15 protein-coding genes are annotated in these 14,654 nt (G+C 40.7%); 14 read left to right on the top strand and 1 reads right to left on the bottom strand.

Features of this window, described 5'->3' with window-relative positions; genetic code table 11:
• Nucleotides 1-21: 21 nt before the first annotated feature.
• The 7 genes from CBG10_RS07715 to recN are packed head-to-tail and all read left to right on the top strand — an operon-like array spanning nucleotide 22 to nucleotide 6,384.
• Complete coding sequence (locus CBG10_RS07715) at nucleotides 22-882, top strand: bifunctional 5,10-methylenetetrahydrofolate dehydrogenase/5,10-methenyltetrahydrofolate cyclohydrolase (protein WP_094502475.1); 861 nt, start codon at nucleotides 22-24, stop codon at nucleotides 880-882.
• Nucleotides 875-2,212: an exodeoxyribonuclease VII large subunit gene (gene xseA / locus CBG10_RS07710; RefSeq protein ID WP_003675664.1), complete on the top strand. Its 1,338-nt coding sequence runs from the start codon at nucleotides 875-877 to the stop codon at nucleotides 2,210-2,212. The genes CBG10_RS07715 and xseA overlap by 8 nt, the downstream gene beginning before the upstream one ends.
• Before the next feature lies 1 nt (nucleotide 2,213).
• A complete protein-coding gene (locus tag CBG10_RS07705) occupies nucleotides 2,214-2,495 on the top strand; it encodes an exodeoxyribonuclease VII small subunit (protein WP_019252445.1) in 282 nt (93 codons plus the stop codon).
• 17 nt (nucleotides 2,496-2,512) lie between these two features.
• The gene (locus tag CBG10_RS07700; protein ID WP_094512184.1) at nucleotides 2,513-3,385 is read left to right on the top strand and encodes a polyprenyl synthetase family protein; all 873 of its coding nucleotides are present in this window, start codon (nucleotides 2,513-2,515) and stop codon (nucleotides 3,383-3,385) included.
• A gap of 11 nt (nucleotides 3,386-3,396) precedes the next feature.
• The gene (locus CBG10_RS07695) at nucleotides 3,397-4,218 is read left to right on the top strand and encodes a TlyA family RNA methyltransferase (protein ID WP_094502476.1); all 822 of its coding nucleotides are present in this window, start codon (nucleotides 3,397-3,399) and stop codon (nucleotides 4,216-4,218) included.
• Between the two features lie 18 nt (nucleotides 4,219-4,236).
• Complete coding sequence (locus tag CBG10_RS07690; protein ID WP_035169259.1) at nucleotides 4,237-4,689, top strand: arginine repressor; 453 nt, start codon at nucleotides 4,237-4,239, stop codon at nucleotides 4,687-4,689.
• Nucleotides 4,690-4,704: 15 nt separating this feature from the next.
• Complete coding sequence (gene recN / locus CBG10_RS07685; RefSeq protein ID WP_094512182.1) at nucleotides 4,705-6,384, top strand: DNA repair protein RecN; 1,680 nt, start codon at nucleotides 4,705-4,707, stop codon at nucleotides 6,382-6,384.
• Nucleotides 6,385-6,523: 139 nt separating this feature from the next.
• Here recN and CBG10_RS07680 read toward each other — a convergent pair whose 3' ends face one another.
• On the bottom strand, nucleotides 6,524-6,874 hold the full coding sequence (locus CBG10_RS07680; protein WP_035169255.1) for a hypothetical protein: 351 nt from the start codon (nucleotides 6,872-6,874) through the stop codon (nucleotides 6,524-6,526).
• 140 nt (nucleotides 6,875-7,014) lie between these two features.
• On the opposite strand from CBG10_RS07680, the gene gmk reads away from it, so the two are divergent.
• From gmk to CBG10_RS07645, 7 genes are all read left to right on the top strand, one after another.
• Nucleotides 7,015-7,635 (top strand): guanylate kinase, encoded by a 621-nt coding sequence (gene gmk, locus CBG10_RS07675; RefSeq protein WP_003663856.1) that lies wholly within the window; start codon nucleotides 7,015-7,017, stop codon nucleotides 7,633-7,635.
• Nucleotides 7,632-7,850, top strand: a complete 219-nt coding sequence (gene rpoZ / locus CBG10_RS07670; RefSeq protein ID WP_003663855.1) for a DNA-directed RNA polymerase subunit omega — start codon at nucleotides 7,632-7,634, stop codon at nucleotides 7,848-7,850. The genes gmk and rpoZ overlap by 4 nt, the downstream gene beginning before the upstream one ends.
• A 110-nt stretch (nucleotides 7,851-7,960) precedes the next feature.
• Nucleotides 7,961-9,166 carry a bifunctional phosphopantothenoylcysteine decarboxylase/phosphopantothenate--cysteine ligase CoaBC gene (gene coaBC, locus CBG10_RS07665; protein WP_094509311.1) on the top strand — a complete coding sequence of 402 codons (1,206 nt, stop codon included), beginning with the start codon at nucleotides 7,961-7,963 and terminating at the stop codon, nucleotides 9,164-9,166.
• Nucleotides 9,167-11,596, top strand: coding sequence for a primosomal protein N' (priA, locus tag CBG10_RS07660; protein ID WP_094502479.1), 2,430 nt, complete (start codon nucleotides 9,167-9,169; stop codon nucleotides 11,594-11,596).
• 17 nt (nucleotides 11,597-11,613) lie between these two features.
• Nucleotides 11,614-12,567, top strand: coding sequence for a methionyl-tRNA formyltransferase (fmt, locus tag CBG10_RS07655; protein WP_019252453.1), 954 nt, complete (start codon nucleotides 11,614-11,616; stop codon nucleotides 12,565-12,567).
• Nucleotides 12,557-13,906, top strand: coding sequence for a 16S rRNA (cytosine(967)-C(5))-methyltransferase RsmB (rsmB, locus tag CBG10_RS07650; RefSeq protein ID WP_094502480.1), 1,350 nt, complete (start codon nucleotides 12,557-12,559; stop codon nucleotides 13,904-13,906). Before fmt ends, rsmB begins: the two co-directional genes overlap by 11 nt.
• Before the next feature lie 7 nt (nucleotides 13,907-13,913).
• Entirely contained in the window at nucleotides 13,914-14,654 is a 741-nt protein-coding gene (locus tag CBG10_RS07645; RefSeq protein ID WP_094502481.1) for a Stp1/IreP family PP2C-type Ser/Thr phosphatase, read from the top strand.

The raw sequence follows: 14,654 nt of genomic DNA, 5'->3' as shown, positions 1-14,654 counted from the left end.
ATTTAACGAGGAGGAATCATTGTGACAACAATTATTGATGGTAAGGCCCTTGCTAAAAAAATCAATGCCCAGACCCAAGAACTGGTAGCACAGTTAAAAGAAAAACAAAATCTAATCCCGGGAATTGCAGTCGTAATTGCTGGTGATGATGCAGCGAGTTTAATCTATACCCGAAATAAACATAATAAGGCTATTAAGTTAGGAATCAATTCAATTTTAAAAAAATTCCCTGCTGATGTTAGCCAGGATAAGTTGCTTGCTGAAATTGAAAAGTTGAATAATGATGACACAATTGATGCCATCCTTGTTCAACAACCTCTTCCTCCTCAATTGGATCCAGAAGTAATTACTAATGCTATCTTACCAGCGAAGGATGTTGATGGTCTTAATCCTTTAAACTTAGGGAAATTATTTGCTAATCAGCATGGTAATTATCCCGTGGCTTGTACACCTCGCGGAATTATGCGGATGTTAGCAGAATATAATATTGATTTACAAGGAAAAAATGCGGTTATTGTTGGCCGGAGTATTTTAGTCGGCAAGCCTCTTTTAGCGCTTTTAAATAACGCTAACGCAACTGTGACGATGGCTGGCAGAAATACTCGTGACCTTTCTGCTTTAACGAAAACAGCAGATATCTTGATTGTGGCTACTGGTGTGCCTAACCTTATCAAGGCGACAGATGTGAAATCAGGAGCAGTAGTAATCGATGTGGGAATTAATCGTTTAAGCGATGGTAAATTGACGGGGGATGTTGACTTTGCAGCGGTAAAGGAAAAAGCTCAGGCAATCACTCCTGTTCCAGGTGGCGTAGGACCGATGACGATTGCAACTTTGATGGAACAAACAGTTGATTTAGCGCAGTGGAGGCACCATGGATAGAAGCCAGTATTTAACAGTTAGTGAACTAACTAAGTATTTGAAAATGAAGTTTGACCGGGATCCTTACTTACATACGGTTTATTTAACCGGCGAACTTTCTAATTTTCGTTTACGGCAAAAGCATCAGTATTTTAGTTTAAAAGACGATAATGCCGTGATTGATGCTGTAATGTTTGAGCATCAATTTCGGAAAATTAAATTTACTCCTGAACAGGGGATGAAGGTTTGTGTAGTCGGTCATGTAAGCTTGTATGAAAAAAGTGGCCGTTACCAGATTTATATTGACCGGATGGAGCCAGATGGTCTAGGTTCTTTATACTTAGCGTTTGAGCAACTAAAAAAGAAGTTGAGTGCTGAGGGTCTATTTAATTTGCCTAAAAAACAGGTCCCAATGTTTCCAAAACGAATTGCAGTTGTTACTAGTATTGATGGGGCTGTTATCCGGGATATTAATACGACTGTTCGGCGACGCTATCCAATTGCCCAAGTTGTTTTATACCCTACTGTTGTTCAAGGAGATAAGGCAGCAGCTGATATTGCTAGGCAAATTAACCGTGCCAATGACCGTGGAGACTTTGATACCCTTATTATCGGTCGTGGTGGGGGATCAATGGAAGACTTATGGCCTTTTAATGAAGAAGTGGTTGCCCGTGCAATTGCCAATAGTAAAATTCCGGTAATTTCATCAGTGGGTCACGAGACAGATACAACAATTGCCGACCTCGTAGCTGATCAACGCGCTGCCACCCCCACTGCCGCCGCTGAATTAGCAACGCCGGTAAAATTAAACGATGTGTTATTGACGCTTAAAGATGATCAGAATCGTTTATTAAATACGATGCGAACCAAAATTAATTTTGACCGCCAACAATTGAATAAACAGCTGCAAAGCTATATTTTTCAGCAACCGGAAAGACTGTATGAAAATTATGCGCAAAAGGTTGACCAACTAACTCAACAGTTAAGTCAAGCAACGCAAAATAAAATGCAAGACATGCGGATAAATGTGGAAAGATTAAGCGGGCGTCTAACCGCTATTTCTCCACTGCACCAGGTTCAACAACAAGAACAGTTAGTTAATCAGTTGCAAAAACAATTAGTTACAGCCTCCCTTGCCAACCAAAATGAAAAGAAGCAACAAGTGACGACTCTTATTAAACAATTAGATTCACTGAGTCCCCTTAAAATTATGAGTCGGGGATATACGTATGTAACGAGTGATGAAAAGGTTGTTAATCATGCCAATCAATTAACGGTTGGGCAAAATGTTCACCTGCATTTTGATGACGGGGAAGTTCAAGCAGAAATAAAAAAGGTAAAGGAGCACTAAGATGGCAACAGCAAAACCAACATTTGAAGAACAATTAGCACAATTACAACAGATCGTTAATCACCTTGAACAGGGGAATGTGCCACTAGAAGAAGCCCTTCAACAGTTTCAAGAAGGAATCAAGCTTTCTAAGGAATTACAAACGAAGCTAACAAATGCTGAAAAAACGCTTGGGCACTTAATTGACGATAATGGTGATGAGCAAGTCTACGAAAAACAAACCGATGACCCAAGCAATAATGGCGGTGGTAACCGTGGATTTGGTAGCGCTGATGAACAATAAGCAACGGAGCAAAAAAGATGAGTACACCATTGCCGATTTTAAAAGAACAGATTGAAGATTATCTAAGCAAGTCATTGGCCACAGATGTTGATCAAGCAACGTTAGAAAGCTCAATGTCTTATTCCCTAATGGCTGGGGGCAAGCGGCTGCGTCCAGCATTGACGCTTGCAACGATTGAGATGCTGGGTGGCACGCTTAATGATGATCTGCTACGTGCAGCTTCTGCATTGGAATTGCTTCATACATATTCATTAATCCACGATGACCTTCCAGCGATGGATAATGATGATCTACGCCGCGGAAAACCAACTAATCACTGTAAATTTGGAGCGGGCATGGCAACTTTAGCAGGGGATGGATTATTGACGTTGGCCTTTCAGTGGGTTGCCGATAATCACCTTTCAGCTAATGTTCGGAGCCAATTAACCCTTGAACTTGCAAAAGCTGCGGGACCATCTGGAATGGTTGCTGGTCAGGCGCGGGATATTGAAGGCGAACACCAATATTTAACTTTAAACCAGTTGAGATACTTGCACCATCAAAAAACGGGGGAATTGATTCGCTATGCTGTTTTGGCAGGTGGGATTATGATGGATCAATCTGCTGAAATCAAACAAGAGCTAGCAGCATTTGGTGAAAACTATGGGTTAGCATTTCAGATCTATGATGACTTAATGGATGTTCTCAGTACTACTGAAGAGATGGGAAAAGCCGTTCATAAAGATGCTGATGAACAAAAAAATACTTATCCAGGATTGCTCGGTGTAGATGGCGCAAAGGAGCAGTTGCAGATAGCTTTAACGGCTGCTAGCCAAAATCAAAAGAATCTTGAAAAGCTTACTGGCAAGTCATTTGCTGGTTATGATGACTTTTTAGCATATTTTAAATAAGGAAAGGGATTATGAAAAAAGAACGTGTAGATGTATTATTAGTTCAACAAGGGCTGTTTGACTCTCGCGAACAAGCAAAGCGGGCAGTGATGGCAGGAGAAATCCTTGGCAAAAATAATGAACGATTAGATAAACCAGGACAAAAGATTCCGATTACCACAACCCTTCACATGAAAGGTCATAAAATGCCGTACGTTAGTCGGGGTGGCTTGAAGTTAGCAAAGGCATTAAAAGTTTTTGATATTTCAGTTAAGGACAAGACGGTTTTAGATATTGGTTCATCAACTGGTGGCTTTACTGATGTAATGTTACAAAATGGGGCGAAGTTAAGTTACGCTCTTGATGTCGGGACTAATCAGTTAGTTTGGCAATTACGGGAGGATCCCCGGGTAGTTGTTATGGAGCAGACCAATTTTCGTTACAGTAAGTTAGCAGATTTTACCAGTGGTCAACCAGAATTTGCTTCGATTGATGTTTCGTTTATTTCCCTTCGTTTGATCTTGCCACCCTTGGCTCAGATACTGAAAATGGGTGGTGAAGTAATAGCGCTGATTAAGCCGCAATTTGAAGCGGGCAAAGAGCATGTTGGCAAAAATGGGATCATTCATGATCATAAAGTTCACCGGGCCGTTTTAGAAGAAGTACTGACTTTTGCTCGTGAAGATCATTTTGACATCCTTGGATTAGACTATTCACCAATCAAAGGAGGACAAGGAAATATGGAATTTTTAGTTCACCTGCGCCTAAGTGAAAATCCGGGGATCATTGCCGAAAAAGTAAATATCGATAAGGTTATTGCAGCCGCTGATAGTGATTTAAATCATAAGGAATAAATAAAGGTGACTTAATCCATGAAAAAAGCAGAACGACAACAAAAAATTCGGGAAATCATTACTAATGAGAGCATTGAGCGGCAGGAAGATCTTGTTGCGCGTCTGCGTGAAATGGGATTGACAGTTACTCAAGCGACTATTTCGCGCGACATTAAAGAAATGCAACTGATAAAGATTCCTGCTGATAATGGAGGCTATCGTTATGGCTTGCCGGCATATCATCATCAAGGACATGAAAATCAATTAGCCCAGACTCTTCAAGATAGCTTGGAACAATTAAAACGCAATGACTGTTTCTTAGCATTAACAGTTCATCCCGGGAATGGTCCGGTAGTAGCTACCTTAATTCGCAAGATGGATTTTCCAACGGTTTTCACGACAATTGGTGATGATGGGAATGTTCTTGTAGTCTGTATGTCTCCAGAAGCAGCAATTAAATTAGAAGAAAAGTTTAATGCAATGCTCGACTAGGCGAGGTGAAAATTTTTGTTACAAGAATTGACGATTGATAATTTAGCAATTATTAAGCACTTAACCTTAACTTTTGCTGACCAAATGACTGTTCTAACGGGGGAAACTGGTGCTGGAAAGTCAATTATTATTGATGCAGTCGGGTTGTTGGCCGGTGGTCGGGGATCGCAGGAATTTATTCGCCGTGGAGAAGAAAAATTAAGTCTTCAAGGGCAATTTGCGATTCCTGATGATCCTGAATTTGATAAACTACTTGAATCGCTAGGAATTGACCATGAAGATGGGATCTTAATTGTCTCCCGGGAAATTCATCGTAATGGTCGTAATATTATCCGGATCAATGGGCAACTGATTAACACGGCAACTCTTCGTAAAATTGGTGCAGGATTAGTTGATATTCAAGGACAAAATGAGCATCAACAATTAATGCAGCCTGAGACTCATTTAGGGATGCTTGACCAATTTGCGGTTAAAGAAGTTCAGCCGTTACTTCAAAAATACCAGGAAGAATATCAAGCCTATTCTAAACTAAAAGCTGCGGTAAATAAGAAGCAAGCGAATGAGCAACAATGGGCGCAGCGATTGGACATGCTTCGGTACCAAGTTAATGAAATTGCAGAAGCTAATCTGAAAGAAAATGAAGAAGATGAATTAATTAGTGAACGTGATCGATTGGAACACTTTCAACAAATTAATAATGCCCTTCAACTAGCTGTAACGACCTTTAATGAAGGTGAGCAGGCGCCAGTTTTAGATCAAGTTGCCACGGTGATGGACTCGATTAATGCAATTGCTGAATTTGATGATGCTTATGCTAACCTTAGCAAGGCTCTTAATGATGCTTATTATGCACTTCAAGATGTGGCGAATGAAGCTAGTCAGCAATTAGACATGCTTGAGTTTGATGATGAACGGTTAGCTCAGATTGAACAACGGCTAACTACTATCGGCGATCTTGAACATAAGTATGGCGATACATTGGCAGACGTTTTAAAGTATTATGATAAGATCAAAAAAGAGCTCGATTCGATGGAAGCCGCGGCTGATTCTAGCAGTGATCTAGAGCAACGGTTAGCAGAAGCCGAAAATAGGATTCGAGAAACCGGTCGTAAATTGAGTCAGGTAAGGCAAAAAGCTGCTCATGAACTCGGTAAAAAAGTTCACCAGCAGCTTAAAGAGCTTTATATGGAAAAAGCAGAATTTGAAGTTCACTTTGCCAATCAAAGTCGGGAACAGTTTACACCGACGGGAATTGACCAGGTTGAATTTTATATCCGGACTAATCCGGGGGAATCGATGGGACCATTAGCAAAGATTGCTTCTGGTGGTGAATTATCACGGGTAATGTTGGCCCTAAAGACAATCTTTGCGCAAAAGGAAGGCGTTACTAGTATCATTTTTGATGAAGTTGATACTGGGGTGAGCGGACGGGTTGCTCAAGCAATTGCTGATAAGATTCGCTTGATTGCTCAGCATTCGCAGGTATTATGTATCACGCACCTGCCACAAGTAGCAGCGGTTGCGCAACACCATTTTCTTATTAAGAAATCTGTCCATGATGACCGGACAACTACTCGAGTTATGCCATTGAAAGAAAACGACCGGGTTGAAGAACTTGCGCGAATGCTATCGGGTGAAAAGATTACCCAATTGACAAAAGAGCATGCGCAAGAATTACTTAATATGGCAAAATAAAAAGGAAAGAGAAGTGGGAAAGAGCCTTGTAACGACGCGAAGCTAGTTCCACGTTATCTTGCTATTATTCGGTAAATAAAGAGAGGATGAGAAAAAAACAAACGTTTTTTCTCATCCTCTCTTTAAATCGAATCTAATATTACAAATTTGCAATGTACCTAATTTGATTAAAGTTAACAACGTAACTCACGTTTTGATTCGTAATAAGGTATCGATTGCTATTTGCTAATTGGGCAATATTACCAGTAACATTTACAGGATAGCCATCATTGTTGATCGGCATTAGCTGAAACGTTGCTTTAATCTTATCTTTAATAGCTCGTTTTAAAAATAATTGTCGTTGTTTAGCAGGTTGGGGAGTAAGCAACCCTGCTTGCTGATCGTCAGCAGGTGTTTCTTCAAAAATATGGCGAAGTTTCTTACTAATAATTTGTGGCGTAAATTTAAAAATAGACTTTTGTTCAATTTGCATAATCGCGCCTCCGAACATTCGTTTGATTACAGTATACGAACATACATTCAGAAATGCAAGCAAAAAGCTCAATAATTTTTTGTTATTCAGGTGCTTGATTTCAGTACTAATCTAGTGCATTATAGTATTAATACGATTAAATAAATAGGAGCGTTATAATGGCAAATCGTGGAATGTTAATTGTTCTTTCAGGTCCTTCCGGGGTTGGGAAGGGAACTGTTCGAAAAGCTATCTTTGATTCAAATGATAATGATTTTCAATATTCAATTTCGATGACAACTCGGAAACCACGTCCTGGAGAAGTTAATGGTGTTGATTATTTCTTTGTAAGCAAAGAAGAGTTTGAACACCAAATTCAAACTGGTGGGATGTTGGAATATGCTAAGTATGTTGACAACTATTACGGTACCCCATTAAAATATGTTAATGAGACCTTAGATTCAGGGAAAGATGTTTTCCTTGAGATTGAAGTTAACGGAGCAATGCAAGTACGGTCTAAGTGCCCAGATGGCGTGTTTATTTTCTTAACCCCTCCTGATTTGGATGAATTAAAACAACGATTGATTCACCGGGGAACTGATAGTATGGAAGTCATTAATAAACGAATTCATAAAGCATTTGGCGAAATTCAAATGATGCAAAACTATGATTATGCAGTAGTTAATGACGAAGTACCAAATGCAGTTGAGAAGATTAAAGACATTATTCGTACTGAACGGCTTCGTGTTACCCGTGTAATGCCACGTTATCTTGAAATGTTAGGAGATGCCGAAAAATGATCCTTTTTCCATCAGTTGATGAATTATTAAAACATATTGATTCTCGTTATTCATTAGTTATGCTTGCTAGTAAGCGTGCCAATGAATTAGATGCAGGAGCTGCCCCATTGCTTGAACATTATGATTCAAGCAAGTCAGTTGGGAAGGCCCTTGAAGAGATTTTGGCTGGAAAAGTTACGATCGATCCTGATCATACTGAAGACTTACAGGATTAAAATAAGCTGGATAAACAAAAGTAAGGGACTAGGGCAAGATTGTCACTGGCCCCTTTTTTGCTTCTAAAAATGCTATAATCAATTAAGAAAAAATAAGTTGAGGTGACATAATGACACGAATTGCAGTGTATCTTACAGGCAGTGTCGCTGCTTACAAAGGGATCGAAGTAGTGCGTGGCCTGCAAAAAATGGGACATGAGGTTCGCGTAGGAATGACTGACGCCGCTACTAAGTTAGTCACTCCTGCTACTCCTTTTGCCTTGACGAAAGCACCAGTTCTTACTGACTTATGGGATGAGCATTCAACACCTATTCCTCATATTGAGCTAGCTGATTGGTCAGAACTAGCAGTGGTGGTACCAGCATCAGCAAATATCATCGCTAAAATGGCAACGGGACTGGCTGATGATGCTGTTTCTACCACCTTATTAGCAACTAGTGCCCCTAAAATTGTAGTTCCGGCAATGAATAGCCATATGTGGTTGGCACCGGCAACTCAACGAAACATTACTCAGCTTAAACAAGACGGGGTTAATATTATGCCACCAGTTAACGGCAGATTAGCTGAAGGATATGCTGGGCATGGGCGTTTGCCAGAACCAACAGCGATTTGCCGATATATAGAGGACTTTTTAACTAGCAGTCAAGCTTTAAAGGGCAAGCGCGTGATTGTTACTGCTGGCGGAACACGTGAAAATATTGATCCTGTTCGTTTTATTGGTAACCGGTCCTCTGGTAAAATGGGGATTGCACTTGCCAACGCCGCGGTTCAAGCAGGAGCTAAGGTAACCTTGATTGCCGGTCAAGTTACCGTCCCGCTTCCACAAACACCAGCGATTGAAGTTGTGCGCGTAACCACAACTGAAGATTTATACATCAGTTTAAAAGAACGATTTCCGCAAGCAGACATTTTAATCATGGCGGCCGCGGTTGCTGATTATCGACCAGTTGAGATAGTTGGTCATAAGATTAAGAAAAAAGATGGTGACCCGCATCTTACCATTACACTTACTGAAACGATTGATATTTTAAAGAATATTGCGAAGATGAAGCAAAACGGTCAATATATCGTTGGATTTGCGGCAGAGACAAATGACCTCTTAGAAAATGCCAACCGCAAACTTGCTAGTAAAAATGCGGATATGATCATTGCAAACAGTGTGGCAGGAGCTACGGGGGCATTTGGTAGTGACCAGAATCAAGTGACCATCTTACAAAAAGATCAAACGCCAATTAAATTAGCTCGGCAATCTAAAACTAAAATTGCAAACGAGATTATTGAGCTAGTTAGCGCAAAATTAAAGTCAGGTGATTAAATGCCAGAGTTGGCACAGGTAGTTGTTGATGTTCCAACAATGCAAACAAATCAACCATATACTTATCAGATTCCGCCAAAGCTTGAAAAACAAATTCAGGTCGGGGTAAGGGTGATTGTTCCTTTTGGAAAAGGAAAGCGGACTGTTCAAGGATTCGTTGTTGCCCTTGACAATGCATCCCAATATGAGGGAGAACTCAAACCGATTCAGGCGATAATGGATCTTCAACCGGTAATTAATCCTGAGTTAATGAATCTTAGCAAATGGTTGGCTGATACTACTTATTCTTTTTGGATTTCTTGCTTATATACGATGTTGCCTAACTTATTGAAGGCTAAGACTACCAGAATTATTCGAATTATAGATGAAGTAGACGAACATGTTGCCTTTGATATTTTTCATGGTCGAGATGAATTAGAAATGGTGGCGGTACAAGATAAACCGGCAATTTTAAGTGAATTGTTCAAACTGCAAAAGGAAGGAAAGATAGCGATTGAATACCAAGTGGAAGACCGGGCCAAGGCTAAAACGGTGACTGGTATTCGCTCTTTACTTAACTTTGAACAACTGGAAGATGAGCGCGCATCCCTTCATGCTAATGCGCATGCTCAAAACCGCCTTCTTTCATATTTACAATCAATTGGCAGTCAAGTTGTTAAGCAAAAGGATGCTGAACATAAAACTGGTTTAAAAGCAGCCACCTTCAATCAGGGACAACAGAAGGGATGGTTAGAGAAAACACCAGTTGAAGTATATCGACAACCCTTGGCTATGCAGGGCACTCCTGATGATGCTCATTTAGCAGCCCCCCTGCAGCTCAACGCCGATCAACAAAATGCTGTTAATCAGATTAATCAAGCAATCGACAATCATGACCCTAAAGTTTTTCTCTTACAAGGAGTTACGGGGAGTGGCAAGACAGAAGTATACTTGCAATCGATTGCTAATTCTCTTCAACAGGGAAAGACAGCATTAATGCTTGTACCCGAGATTTCATTAACTCCCCAGATTGTTAACCGTGTGCGGCGACGATTTGGCTCCAAGGTTGCCGTTTTACATAGTAGCTTATCGAATGGGGAACGATATGATGAATGGCGACGGATCGAACGTGGAGAAGCGCAAGTAGTTGTGGGCGCTCGTTCAGCAATCTTTGCTCCGTTGACTAATTTAGGGTTAATCATTCTTGATGAAGAACATGAATCTAGTTATAAACAAGATGAATCACCCCGTTATCAAGCGCGGGAAGTAGCTAAATGGCGAGGGAAATATAATCAAGCACCGGTAGTCCTCGGATCAGCTACTCCTAGTCTGGAGAGTCGTGCACGAGCAGTAAAAAACGTTTATCACTTGTTGCGTCTTCCCCACCGGGTAAACAAACAGGAACTGCCGCCAATTGAAGTGGTTGATATGCGGGATGAAATTAAAAAGTACGGGGAGAGTAACTTTTCGCAGAAACTATTAATCGACTTAAATGACCGCCTGCAAAAGAACGAACAAAGTATTTTAATGCTAAATCGACGGGGATTTTCATCCTTTATGATGTGCCGTGATTGTGGAAATGTCTTAAAGTGTCCGAATTGTGATATTTCTTTGACGCTCCACATGGATACGCGGACAATGAAATGTCACTATTGTGGTCATGAAGAACCAATCCCCCGTGAATGCCCAAATTGTCATAGCCATCAGATTCGCTACTATGGGACCGGAACAGAGAAAGTTGAGCAAGAATTGCATCAATTATTACCTCAGGCCCGGATTATTCGTATGGATGTTGATACCACCCGGCGGAAGGGGATGCATGCAAAATTATTGCGACAGTTCGGTCAACACCAAGCGGATATCTTATTAGGAACCCAGATGATTGCCAAGGGGCTTGATTTCCCTAATGTTACCTTAGTAGGGGTCTTAAATGCTGATACTGGTCTAGGCTTACCAGATTTTCGTGCTAGTGAACGGACTTTTGATTTGCTAAGTCAAGTTAGTGGTCGGGCTGGTCGGGCAAATAAGCAAGGAAAAGTTATTATCCAGACATATAACCCCGATCATTACGCTATTCAAGATGCTAAAACACATGATTATGAAAAATTCTTTAACCAGGAAATGATGCTGCGAAGACAAGCCAGTTATCCGCCATACTATTACACGGTTCGTTTGATGGCTAGTCATCCTGAAGAAGCCAAAGCAGCCCGGGCAATGGCAGATATCTATGGTCGCCTAAAACAGGGGTTGTTATCTTCGACGGTTATTCTTGGCCCCACCCCACGAGCGATTGCCCGGATGAAGCGTCGTTACTATTACCAAATCGTCATCAAATATAAGAAGGATCCTTATTTGCATCAGCTATTGTTTGATATTCTTCAGGATACGCAAAGTCGCGGTTTTAAGGATGTTCAAGTAAGTATCGATCCTGATCCACAGTATTTTATGTAAAAGAAAGGATGTTATTAATGTCAACATCAGTCGTTTTTATGGGAACACCGGAGTTTGCTGTTCCGATTTTACAAAGTTTAATTGATAATCCAGAATACGATGTTCAAGCAGTTCTTACCCAGCCAGACCACCATATCGGCCGGAAACGTACTCTTCATCAATCGCCAGTTAAAGAGTTAGCTGAACAATATAATATCGAAGTCTTACAGCCGGCTAAACTCAGCAAAAGTCCTGAAATGGAGAAAATTATTAGTTTACAGCCTGACTTAATGATTACTGCTGCTTATGGGCAATTTCTTCCAACAAAGTTATTGGCGGCTGCTAAAATTGCGGCAATCAATGTTCACGGTTCATTACTGCCAAAGTATCGTGGAGGGGCTCCAATTCAATATTCCATTATTAATGGTGATAAAGAAACCGGGGTCTCCATTATGTACATGGTTAAGAAGATGGATGCGGGAGATATTATTTCACAAAGGTCTATTCCGATTGAAGACACTGATGATAGTGGCACGATGTTTAAAAAGCTTAGTTTGCTAGGGAGAGACTTGCTGTTAGAAACGCTGCCTAAACTTATTAGCGGGGATGTTAATCCGGTCGCTCAAGATCCGGATAAAGTAGTCTTTTCTCCCAATATTACTAGTGAACAAGAACAGATTGATTTCCGCCTTCCAGCACATTTAATTGATGCTAAGGTGCGGGGATTACGGCCGGCTCCTCTTGGTAACATGGTTATTGATGGATTACGGACAAAAATTTATGATGTGACCCCACTAGAAGAAAAAACAGACCTTGAACCAGGAAAAGTAGTGCGGGTCACGAAACATCAATTAGTAATTGCTGCTGGAGATAGAACGACATACCAGATTAATAAGTTAAAGCCAGCAGGGAAAAAGGCGATGGACATTACATCCTACCTTAATGGACATAAAGATATTATAGAGGGAGGCCAAGTTGTAAGTGAAGACTAAATTTCAACCGCAAAATGCACGTGAATTAGCTTTAGTGGCGCTTGAAGGGGTTGTCGAAAATGGTGCATACTCAAATTTGCAGGTTGACCAGTTATTAAAAAAGTACCCGTTGGCAGATAAAGATCGCCGGTTGGCAACTAATATTATTTATGGTGTTTTGCAGCATAAACTTACCCTTGAGTATTGGTTAAATTCGTTTGTGCAGGGGAAACGGCTTGATCCTTGGGTAAAGACACTTCTCCTATCTGCACTTTACCAGTATCATTATTTAGAACGAGTTCCAGATTGGGCGGTAACTGACGAAAGTATTGAAATAGCTAAACACCGGGGAAATCCAGGTATTCGAAAGTTTGTTACTGGTGTTTTACATGCCGTTTTGCGGAAAGGATTACCTGACCTGCATCAAATAAATGAACGTGATTTACGGCTGAGTATCGAAAACAGTGTGCCACGGTGGCTAGTCAACGAGCTGACTAGGGAATATGGCGAAGAAGATACTGAAAAAATACTTCAATCAATTAATGAGCCGGCTCATCAGGTAATTAGAGTTAACACCGTCAAAACTGACCTTCCGACCGTCAAACAAACTTTGGATGCTGCTGGAATTGAATATCAAGAAAGCCGTATTGCTCAAAATGCTTTAGTAATTACTAAAGGTGAAATTATCAGTTCCGATCTCTTCAAAAAAGGCGAAATTACTATTCAAGATGAAAGTGCCATGTTAGCCGTGGAAAGCATGCATATTGAGCCGGGCGATAAAGTACTTGACGCTTGCGCAGCTCCGGGTGGGAAGACTGTTCAAATAGCAGAAGCCCTTACTAATGAAGCCGGCCATGTTGATGCACTTGATATTCACCAACACAAGGTTAAGCTGATTGAAAGAAACGCTCGTCGACTAGGAGTTGAAAAGCGCGTTACTGCTCACGCTCTTGATGCACGAGAAGTTGATCAACTTTTTGATGATGAAAGTTTTGACAAGATTTTAGTTGACGCACCTTGTAGTGGAATCGGGCTTTTACGCCGGAAACCAGAGATTCGTTATACAAAGACGCTAAGTGATAGCAAACAATTACATAAGATTCAATTAGCAATTTTAAATGCGGTTGCCGCAAAAGTTAAAAAAGGCGGTATAATCACATACAGCACGTGCACAATTTTACGACAAGAAAATGATGATACTGTTCAAGCATTTTTAGCTGAACATCCAGAATTTGCGTTAGTAAAAACAACAACTGCACGAAAGGTTAAGGATAGTCGTCACTCACCAACCTTAACTATTTTACCGAGTGACTTTGATTCTGATGGCTTCTTCATCAGTAGCCTTAAGAAGGGAATATAGTAAATTAATGAAAGTTGCTTATCAAACAGATATCGGCCACCAGCGAAAGCAAAACCAAGACCGGGTTGCTGTTTTTACTAATAACCTCGGTAATCAATTAATGGTGATTGCTGATGGAATTGGTGGCAATCGTAGTGGAGATATCGCTGCAGAGCAAACTGTTGCTACTTTGGGGAGCCAGTTTAAAAAACGGCCCCCGCAAACTTCGATGGAAGGAATCCGCTGGTTTGCTCGTGAAACCCAATTAATTAATAATAAAATCTTAGCGCAATCCAAACGTAATCTTCGCTTGCAAGGGATGGGAACAACAATGGTCGCCGCTATTACATTTAAGGATGCGGTTGTGGTTGCTAACATTGGTGATAGTCGAGGATATATTCTTCACCAAAACCTATTAACGCAGATTACAGTAGACCATTCATTGGTTAATGAATTGGTAAAAACGGGAGATATATCAGAAGATGAAGCACTAAAGCTCCCCCAGAGCAATATAATTACAAGGGCAATTGGAATCTCTCCTGATGCACAAGTTGATGTAAATCGCTTTGAATTAAACGAGGGTGATCAACTGTTAATGTGTTCTGATGGCTTGTTTAAGACTGTTTCTAAGGAGCGGATTATCAAGGTACTTGAATTGCCGATACCGCTTGAAGAGAAGTGTGCTCAACTTATAAAAATGGCAAATGATGCCGGCGGACCAGATAATATTACCGTTTTAATTGGGATTAATAGTAACCAGGAGGGATAG

The sequence above is a fragment of the Limosilactobacillus reuteri genome, from assembly GCF_002254085.1.
In the GTDB taxonomy this organism is placed as follows: Bacteria; Bacillota; Bacilli; order Lactobacillales; family Lactobacillaceae; genus Limosilactobacillus; species Limosilactobacillus reuteri_K.
This window is presented reverse-complemented; position numbering and strand designations above follow the sequence as displayed.

Excerpts from the sequence above, each read along its gene's own strand:
- xseA (WP_003675664.1), top strand. The coding sequence starts at position 875 with ATGGATAGAAGCCAGTATTTAACAGTTAGTGAACTAACTAAGTATTTG.
- coaBC (WP_094509311.1), top strand. The coding sequence starts at position 7,961 with ATGACACGAATTGCAGTGTATCTTACAGGCAGTGTCGCTGCTTACAAA.
- CBG10_RS07645 (WP_094502481.1), top strand. The coding sequence starts at position 13,914 with ATGAAAGTTGCTTATCAAACAGATATCGGCCACCAGCGAAAGCAAAAC.
- CBG10_RS07690 (WP_035169259.1), top strand. The coding sequence starts at position 4,237 with ATGAAAAAAGCAGAACGACAACAAAAAATTCGGGAAATCATTACTAAT.
- priA (WP_094502479.1), top strand. The coding sequence starts at position 9,167 with ATGCCAGAGTTGGCACAGGTAGTTGTTGATGTTCCAACAATGCAAACA.
- fmt (WP_019252453.1), top strand. The coding sequence starts at position 11,614 with ATGTCAACATCAGTCGTTTTTATGGGAACACCGGAGTTTGCTGTTCCG.
- CBG10_RS07705 (WP_019252445.1), top strand. The coding sequence starts at position 2,214 with ATGGCAACAGCAAAACCAACATTTGAAGAACAATTAGCACAATTACAA.
- gmk (WP_003663856.1), top strand. The coding sequence starts at position 7,015 with ATGGCAAATCGTGGAATGTTAATTGTTCTTTCAGGTCCTTCCGGGGTT.
- CBG10_RS07700 (WP_094512184.1), top strand. The coding sequence starts at position 2,513 with ATGAGTACACCATTGCCGATTTTAAAAGAACAGATTGAAGATTATCTA.
- CBG10_RS07695 (WP_094502476.1), top strand. The coding sequence starts at position 3,397 with ATGAAAAAAGAACGTGTAGATGTATTATTAGTTCAACAAGGGCTGTTT.
- rpoZ (WP_003663855.1), top strand. The coding sequence starts at position 7,632 with ATGATCCTTTTTCCATCAGTTGATGAATTATTAAAACATATTGATTCT.
- CBG10_RS07680 (WP_035169255.1), bottom strand. The coding sequence starts at position 6,874 with ATGTTCGGAGGCGCGATTATGCAAATTGAACAAAAGTCTATTTTTAAA.